The sequence below is a fragment of the Streptomyces sp. NPDC057137 genome (assembly GCF_042670825.1).
Taxonomy (GTDB): Bacteria; Actinomycetota; Actinomycetes; order Streptomycetales; family Streptomycetaceae; genus Streptomyces.
Window position 1 is genome coordinate 1 of sequence record NZ_JBHUUW010000129.1, and the last position, 8,379, is coordinate 8,379.

The 8,379-nt window shown below is 69.5% G+C and carries 8 protein-coding genes; 7 read left to right on the forward strand and 1 reads right to left on the reverse strand.

The window, feature by feature from the left end:
- The first annotated feature begins 205 nt into the window (after positions 1-205).
- Positions 206-1,417, forward strand: coding sequence for a cytochrome P450 (locus ACFT9I_RS39830; RefSeq protein ID WP_382572709.1), 1,212 nt, complete (start codon positions 206-208; stop codon positions 1,415-1,417).
- 49 nt (positions 1,418-1,466) lie between these two features.
- A complete protein-coding gene (locus ACFT9I_RS39835; protein WP_382572712.1) occupies positions 1,467-1,889 on the forward strand; it encodes a PaaI family thioesterase in 423 nt (140 codons plus the stop codon).
- A gap of 34 nt (positions 1,890-1,923) precedes the next feature.
- Here the strand turns inward: ACFT9I_RS39835 and ACFT9I_RS39840 are convergent, their stop codons facing one another.
- The gene (locus ACFT9I_RS39840; RefSeq protein WP_382572714.1) at positions 1,924-2,931 is read right to left on the reverse strand and encodes a Gfo/Idh/MocA family oxidoreductase; all 1,008 of its coding nucleotides are present in this window, start codon (positions 2,929-2,931) and stop codon (positions 1,924-1,926) included.
- A gap of 230 nt (positions 2,932-3,161) precedes the next feature.
- Between ACFT9I_RS39840 and ACFT9I_RS39845 the strand changes: the two genes are divergently transcribed.
- The 5 genes from ACFT9I_RS39845 to ACFT9I_RS39865 all read left to right on the forward strand — a co-directional run bounded on the left by ACFT9I_RS39845 (position 3,162) and on the right by ACFT9I_RS39865 (position 8,327).
- Complete coding sequence (locus ACFT9I_RS39845) at positions 3,162-3,950, forward strand: GntR family transcriptional regulator (protein WP_382572715.1); 789 nt, start codon at positions 3,162-3,164, stop codon at positions 3,948-3,950.
- 166 nt (positions 3,951-4,116) lie between these two features.
- Positions 4,117-5,127: a sugar ABC transporter substrate-binding protein gene (locus ACFT9I_RS39850; protein ID WP_382572718.1), complete on the forward strand. Its 1,011-nt coding sequence runs from the start codon at positions 4,117-4,119 to the stop codon at positions 5,125-5,127.
- Between the two features lie 172 nt (positions 5,128-5,299).
- Entirely contained in the window at positions 5,300-6,286 is a 987-nt protein-coding gene (locus ACFT9I_RS39855; protein WP_382572725.1) for a sugar ABC transporter substrate-binding protein, read from the forward strand.
- Positions 6,283-7,362 carry an ABC transporter permease gene (locus ACFT9I_RS39860; protein ID WP_382572720.1) on the forward strand — a complete coding sequence of 360 codons (1,080 nt, stop codon included), beginning with the start codon at positions 6,283-6,285 and terminating at the stop codon, positions 7,360-7,362. Before ACFT9I_RS39855 ends, ACFT9I_RS39860 begins: the two co-directional genes overlap by 4 nt.
- Positions 7,359-8,327, forward strand: coding sequence for an ATP-binding cassette domain-containing protein (locus ACFT9I_RS39865; protein ID WP_382572722.1), 969 nt, complete (start codon positions 7,359-7,361; stop codon positions 8,325-8,327). Before ACFT9I_RS39860 ends, ACFT9I_RS39865 begins: the two co-directional genes overlap by 4 nt.
- Positions 8,328-8,379: the final 52 nt, after the last annotated feature.

Below are 8,379 nucleotides of genomic sequence, written 5' to 3' on the forward strand. Positions count from 1 at the left end.
AGGCACCGCACCAGACGCCGCGGGCCCCGCCCTGCGGGCGGACGGCGCTACTTTGAAGACAGGCCCTAGTGCTGTGGCTGGGGAGCGTTGGCCGGGTTGCGCGGCTCGTGGGCCGCGCTTGTCCTCAATCGCCGGACGGGCTGCACATGCAGCCCGTCCGGGCACCGGTTCGGCCGCGTACGCCGGAGCGACGTAACCTGACGTGATGACTGTCGTCGATCTGGGCGCGTACGGGCCCGATTTCACCGCCGATCCGTACCCGTACTACGCGAAACTGCGCGAGTCGGGGCCGGTTCACGAGGTCCGTACCCCGCACGGCGACCGGTTCTGGCTGATCGTCGGACACCGGGAGGCGCGTGCCGCGCTGGCCGACCCCCGGCTCCGCAAGTCACCGGCCACGGTCGGCTCCAGCATGCTGGACGAACGGGTCATCGGACCGAATCTGCTGGTCGTGGACCCGCCGGACCACACCCGGCTGCGCAAGCTCGTCGCCCGCGAGTTCACCGCTCGCAGGGTCGCCGCCTTACGCGAGCGGATCCAGTCGCTCACCGACGGACTGATCGACGCCATGCTCCCGGCCGGGCACGGTGACCTGGTCGAGTCGCTGTCGTACCCGCTGCCCATCACCGTCATCTGCGAACTGCTCGGTGTCCCCGCGGCCGACCGCGAGGTCTTCCGTGCCTGGTCGACGGAGATCGTCGCACCCGACGGCCCCGCCTCCGAGTACACGGCCGTACACGAACTCAGCGCCTATTTCGACGAGTTGATCGAGGACAAGCGCTGCGCCGGCCCCTCCGACGACCTGCTCTCCGCTCTGCTGCTCACCCGCGCCGAGGACGGTGACCGGCTCTCCGCCGCCGAACTGCGCGCCATGGCCTACCTGTTGCTGATCGCCGGCCATGAGACGACGGTCAACCTCATCACCAACGGCATGCGTGCCCTGCTCTCCCACCCCGACCAACTGGCCGCCCTGCGCGACGACTTCGGACTGCTCGACGGCGCGATCGAGGAGATGCTGCGCTACGAGGGCCCGGTCATGAACGCCACCGCCCGCTTCACCGGCGAGCCCGTGACCGTGGGCGACACGGTCATCCCCGCGTACGAGCCGGTGCTGGTCGGCCTCGGCGCGGCGGGCCGCGACCCCGCGCGCTACCCGGACCCGGACCGCTTCGACATCCGGCGTACGGCGACGGCCACGGCCACCGGCGCCAAGGGCCAGAACCACGGACATCTCGCCTTCGGGCACGGCATCCACCACTGCCTCGGCGCGCCCCTCGCGCGTCTGGAGGCCAGGATCGCGGTCCGTACCCTCCTCGAACGCTGCCCCGACCTGACCCTCGACCCGGACACGGGGCCGCTGGACTGGCTGCCCGGAATGTTGATCCGTGGGGTGCGGGGTCTGCCGGTGCGGTGGTAGGCATGAAGGCGCGGGGTGCCGCGCGGGTACGTTCCGGAGGAGTCTGACCATGCAGGAGTTCGACATTGTCCTGGCGCGGAAGGTGCTGGACAGCCAGCCTTTCAGCAGCCTGCTCGGTACCAGGGTCATGGTCTTCGGGGACGGCGAGGCGGAGCTGGAGCTGGACATCCGCCCGGACCTTCAGCAGCAGAACGGCTATCTGCACGGGGGAGTGCTGGCGTACGCGGCCGACAACAGCATCACCTTCGCCGCCGGCTCGGTGCTCGGCCCCGCCGTGCTGACGGCGGGCTTCTCCATCCAGTACATGCGTCCCGGCACCGGCCGCACGCTGGTCGCCCGCGCCTCCGTCGTCCACGCGGGCCGCCGGCAGGCCACGGTGCGCTGCGACCTGTTCACGGTGGCGGAGGACGGCACGGAGACGCTGTGCGCGGTGGCGCAGGGCACGGTGCTGCCGGTACAGAAGCCCGAGTAGGAAGCCCGGGTGAAGAAGCCCGCGTGAATCCCTGCTAAAGACCGCCCGGGATCTCCTCCAGCCGCACCGGCCGGTGTTCCAGCCGTGACAGCTCGCACGCCTCCGCGATCCGCAGCGCGTGCAGCGCCTCGTGCCCGTCGCACGGGTTCTCCAGCTCGCCGCCCACGACCCGGATGAAGGCGTCCAGCTCCGCCTCGTACGCCGGCGCGAACCGCTCCAGGAACCCCGGCCACGGGTTGTCGCAGCGCGGCGGACCCTTCGGCTCGGTCGAGGTGATCGGCGTACGGTCGTCGAGTCCGACCGCGAACTGGTCCCGTTCGCCCGCCAGTTCCATCCGTACGTCGTATCCCGCGCCGTTGCAGCGGGTGGCGGTCGCGGTGGCGAGCGTGCCGTCGTCCAGGGTGAGGACGGCGGCGGCCGTGTCGATGTCCCCGGCGTCACGGAACATCGGCGGCCCGGCGTCCGAGCCGGTCGCGTACACCTCCACCACCTCGCGTCCGGTGACCCAGCGCATGATGTCGAAGTCGTGGACCAGACAGTCCCGGTAGAGCCCGCCGGACAGCGGCAGATACTCCGGGGCCGGCGGCGCGGGGTCGGAGGTGATGGCGCGTACGGTGTGCAGCCGGCCCAGCGCCCCGGACCGTACGAGATCGCGGGCCGCGCCGTAACCGGCGTCGAAGCGGCGCATGAAGCCCAGTTGCAGGACGGTGCCGGCGGAGTCGACCTCGGTCAGGGCGCTCAGCGTGCCCTTGAGGTCCAGCGCGATCGGCTTCTCGCAGAAGGCGGGCAGTCCGGCCCGCGCGGCGCGGCTGATCAGGTCGGCGTGGGCCGAGGTGGCCGAGGCGATGACGACCGCGTCCACGCCCCAGGAGAAGATCTCGTCCACCGAGGGGGCCGCCGTGGAGCCCGTACGGTCGGCGACATGTGCGGCACGGGCCGCGTCCGTGTCGGCGACGACGAGGGAGCCGACCTCGCGATGGCGGCTCAGCGCCTCCGCGTGGAAGGTGCCGATACGGCCGGTGCCGATGAGTCCGATGCGCATGGCCCCCAAGGTGGCCTTCGCCCAGTCGTCATGTCAAGCGTTTGTCCTGACATTTAGACCTGCTGATGATCTCTGTTCGGACGGCGTCGGCCTCTGCTTGTCCCGGCACCTGTCCTGGCACGTCCTGGTGCTTGTCCTGCCCGCCCATCCCGCCCTTGGCCCGCCCACTTGTCCTGACAACCGAACTACAGGACTTTCCGTCAACATCTCACGCGGCTACGCTCGCCACCGTGTCCAAGCAGCCGGAACCAGAGCAGCCGAGCGGGTCGGCCCCCCAGGCCGCCGCGCTCCAGCTCGGTGTCGACCGCACCAGCCCGGTCCCGCTCTACTTCCAGCTGTCGCAGCAGCTCGAAGCCGCCATCGAGCAGGGCGGACTCACGCCGGGCAGCCTCCTCGGCAACGAGATCGAGCTGGCGGGCCGCCTCGGACTCTCCCGTCCCACCGTCCGCCAGGCCATCCAGTCGCTCGTCGACAAGGGGCTGCTGGTACGCCGCCGGGGCGTCGGCACCCAGGTCCTGCACAGCAAGGTCAGACGCCCCCTGGAGCTGAGCAGCCTCTACGACGACCTGGAGGCGGCCGGCCAGCGCCCCGCCACCCGCGTGCTGCGCAACACGGTCGAACCGGCCACGGCGCGGATCGCCGCCGCGCTCGGGGTCGAGGAGGGGGCGGACGTACGGCTCGTCGAACGGCTCCGGTACGCCCACGACGAACCGATGGCCCGGCTGCGCAACCATCTCCCGGTCGAACTCCTCGACTGCGACACCGCGCAGCTCGAATCCACCGGCCTCTACCGGATGATGCGCGCCGTCGGCATCACGCTGCACAGCGCGCGCCAGTCGGTCGGCGCGCGCGCCGCCGACGCCGAGGAGGCGCCGCTGCTCGGCGAGGCGACGGGCGCGCCGCTGCTCGCGATGGAACGCACCACGTTCGACGACACGGGCCGCGCGGTCGAGTTCGGCGACCATATCTACCGGGCCTCGCGTTACGTCTTCGAGTTCCAGCTCCTCGTCCGGCCGTAGCGCTTCTCCGCCCGGTCCCGGCCCGGCTCCCGGGCGCCTCTCGTACCGCTTCTGTACGTCCAATTCTTCGTAAGAATGTTCGGACAAAGTATTGACGGGGCCGCGCGTGCGCCGCTAGAACTCCCCCAGCCGCAACGGGGCGGCCGGGAGAGAAGGCGGATCCACCATGCGTACCAACCGAAAGGCGGCGGGCCGTACGGCGGCGGCGCTGCTCACCGCATGCGCACTCGCCCTCGTCGCCGGATGCAGCGGCTCGGGCGGCAAGGACTCCGAGGACAAGGCCGACGACGGAGGCGGCGGTACGGCCGCCAAGACCCCGCGCATGAAGATCGCCATGGTCACGCACTCCGGCGAGGGCGACACCTTCTGGGACATCGTCCAGAGCGGCGCCAAGGTCGCGGCGGCCAAGGACAACGTCCAGTTCCTCTACGCGGCCAACAAGGAGGGCAAGGAGCAGGCCCAGCTGATCCAGAGCTACATCGACCAGGACGTCGACGGACTCGTGGTCAGCCTCGCCAAGCCCGAGGCCGTCAAGGCCGTACTCGCCAAGGCCACCGCCGCCGGAATCCCGGTCGTCACGATCAACTCCGGCGCCGAGTTCTCCGAGCCCTTCGGGGCCCTCGGCCATATCGGCCAGGACGAGGCCATCGCCGGTGAGGCCGTCGGCGAGGAGCTGAACAAGCGCGGCAGGAAGAAGGCGCTCTGTGTCATCCACGAGCAGGGCAACGTCTCGCTCGAAGAGCGTTGCGCCGGGGTCAAGAAGGCCTTCGAGGGCGCCGTCGAGAATCTCAACATCGAGGGCACCAACATGCCCGCGTCCACCTCGTCGATCGAGGCCAAACTCCAGAGCGCCAAGGACATCGACGCGGTCGTGACGCTCGGCGCGCCCTTCGCCGCCGCGTCCGTCAAGGCCAAGGAGAGCGCCGGTTCCGGCGCCGAGATCAACACCTTCGACCTCAACGCGGACGTGGTCAAGCAGCTCAAGGCCAAGGAGATCGGCTTCGCCGTGGACCAGCAGCCCTATCTCCAGGGCTACCTCGCGGTGGACGAGCTGTGGCTCGACAAGAACAACGGCAACGTCATCGGCGGCGGAAAGCCCGTCCTCACCGGACCCGCGCTCGTGACCGAGGAGGACGTCCCCGCGCTGGAGAAGTTCACCGCCCGCGGTACCCGATGACAGACAGGCGCCATCTCCCGATGACATGCACGTGCCCGTACCCGATGACCGGGCGCCGAACAGCCATGACCGATACTTGGGCCGCCGGGCCGGGACGTACCGTGCGCGGCGGTACCGGGAAGTACGGCAAGAAGGGCACGGCGTCGTGGCAAGTCGGACAGGGGTACGCGCGATGGGCGCGGTGCTGGCAGCGGTTCTCGGGGCGTCGGCCCTGGCGGGATGCAGCAGCACCGGCGGCAAGCGCGCCGAGGAACGGGCCGCGGCGGCCGAGGCACAGGGGCGGGCCGCGGTGAACACCCCCAAGTGGACCGTCGCCATGGTCACCCACTCGGGAGACGGCGACACCTTCTGGGACATCGTCCAGAAGGGCGCGAAGCAGGCCGCGGCCAAGGACAACATCAACTTCCTGTACGCGCACAGCGACGAGGGCCAGCAGCAGGCGCAGCTCGTCCAGTCGTACATCGACAAGGGTGTCGACGGGCTGATCGTCACGCTCGCCAAGCCCGACGCGATGAAGGCTGTCGTCGCCAAGGCCACCAAGGCCGGCATCCCGGTGATCACCGTCAACTCGGGCTCCGAGCAGTCCAAGCAGTACGGCGCGCTCACCCACATCGGCCAGGACGAGTCCATCGCCGGTGAGGCCGTCGGCGACGAACTGGACAAGCGGGGCAAGAAGAAGGCCCTGTGCGTCCTGCACGAGCAGGGCAACGTCGGCCATGAGCAGCGCTGCGCCGGGGCGAAGAAGACCTTCGACGGCACGATGCAGAACCTGTACGTCGACGGCACCAACATGCCCGACGTACAGGCGTCCATCGAGGCGAAGCTCCAGACCGACAAGAGCATCGACGCCGTCGTGACGCTCGGCGCGCCCTTCGCCGACACCGCCGTCAAGGCGAAGGAGACGGCGGGCAGCAAGGCCGAGATCGACACGTTCGACCTCAACGAGGCGGTCGCGGGCTCGCTCAAGGCCGGCCGGCTCGGCTTCGCCGTCGACCAGCAGCCGTATCTCCAGGGGTACGAGGCCGTCGATCTGCTCTGGCTCTACCGGTACAACGCCGATGTACTCGGCGGCGGGCGCCCGGTCCTCACCGGGCCGCAGATCATCAACAAGCAGGACGCCGCCGAGCTGGAGAAATACGCGGAGCGAGGGACCCGATGACCACAACCGCACCACCCGTGAAGGACCGGCCGGGCGACGGCGGGGACGGCCGCCCGGCCGAGGACGAGCGGCTGCTGGGGAACTCGGCGCTGCGCAAGCTGCTCGGCAGGCCCGAACTGGGCGCGGTCGTGGGCGCCTTGGCGGTGTTCCTGTTCTTCTCCGTCGTCGCCGACTCGTTCCTGAAGACGTCCAGCTTCGGCACGGTCCTGTACGCGGCGTCGACGATCGGGATCATGGCGGTGCCGGTGGCGCTGCTGATGATCGGCGGCGAGTTCGACCTGTCCGCCGGTGTGCTGGTGACCAGTTCGGCGCTGATCTCCTCGATGTTCAGCTACCAGCTGACGGCCAACATCTGGGTCGGCGTGTTCGTGTCCCTGCTGGTCACCCTCGCCATCGGGGTGTTCAACGGCTTCATGCTGACGCGGACGAAACTGCCGAGCTTCATCATCACCCTCGGCACGTTCCTGATGCTCACCGGTCTCAACCTCGGTGTGACCAAGCTGATCAGCGACACCGTCTCCACCAAGAGCATCAGCGACATGGAGGGCTTCGAGTCGGCCCGTAAGATCTTCGCCTCCGAACTGACCCTCGGCGGCGTCGAGTTGAAGGTCACCATCCTCTGGTGGGCGGGCCTGGTCGCGCTGGCGACCTGGATCCTGCTCCGTACCCGCTTCGGCAACTGGATCTTCGCGGTCGGCGGCAACGCCGAGGCCGCCCGCGCCGTCGGCGTGCCGGTCCGGCTGACGAAGATCGGCCTCTACATGGGCGTCGGCTTCTGCGCCTGGGTCTCCGGCCAGCATCTGCTCTTCTCGTTCGACGTCGTGCAGTCCGGCGAGGGCGTCGGCAACGAGCTGATCTACATCATCGCCGCGGTCATCGGCGGCTGTCTGATCACCGGCGGCTACGGCTCGGCGATCGGCTCCGCGGTCGGCGCGTTCATCTTCGGCATGACCAGCAAGGGCATCGTGTACGCGGAGTGGAACCCGGACTGGTTCAAGTTCTTCCTCGGAGCGATGCTCCTTCTGGCCACCCTGCTCAACGCATGGGTCCGCAAGCGAGCGGAGGCAACCCGATGACCGACACGCCCAGTACGCCCGGCGCGCCCACGCCCGGCGCGCCCACGCCCGGCACGCCGACGACCGGCTCGACCAGCAGTGGCACGGCGACCACGACCCCCCTGGTGGAGCTGGACGACGTCAGTAAGTACTACGGCAACATCCGCGCCCTCGAAGGCGTCTCGCTGGAGGTGCACGCCGGCGAGATCACCTGTGTCCTCGGTGACAACGGTGCGGGCAAGTCCACCCTCATCAAGATCATCGCGGGACTGCACCAGCACGACGCGGGCGAATTCCTCATCGACGGGAAGAAGACGACGCTCGGCTCGCCGCGCGAGGCGCTGGACCTGGGTATCGCCACCGTCTACCAGGACCTCGCCGTCGTACCGCTCATGCCGGTCTGGCGGAACTTCTTCCTCGGCTCCGAGCCGACGAAGGGCACGGGCCCCTTCAAGCGCCTCGACGTCGAACAGATGCGCCGCACCACCCGCGAGGAACTGCTGCGGATGGGCATCGACCTGCGCGACGTCGACCAGCCCATCGGGACCCTGTCCGGCGGCGAACGCCAGTGCGTGGCGATCGCCCGCGCCGTTCATTTCGGCGCGAAGGTCCTCGTCCTGGACGAGCCGACCGCCGCGCTCGGCGTGAAGCAGTCCGGAGTCGTACTGAAGTACGTCGCCGCCGCGCGTGACGCGGGTCTCGGCGTGGTGCTGATCACCCACAACCCGCACCACGCGTATCTCGTCGGCAACCGGTTCGTGCTGCTCAAGCGCGGTGTCATGGCGGGCAGCCACACCAAGGAATCGATCACCCTGGACGAGCTGACGCGCCAGATGGCGGGCGGCTCGGAGCTGGAAGAGCTGAGCCACGAGCTGGCGAACGCCCCCACCCCGGCCCACCTCGGTGGCCGTCCGGTGGACGGCGGCGCACATCAGGTGGACGAGGACGAGAACGGGAAGCCGCCCGGCGGCAGTGCCAAGCCCTGACCGACCTCCGCACCTTCCGGATGGCAGAATCGGCGGCGGTGGACAACCGTCC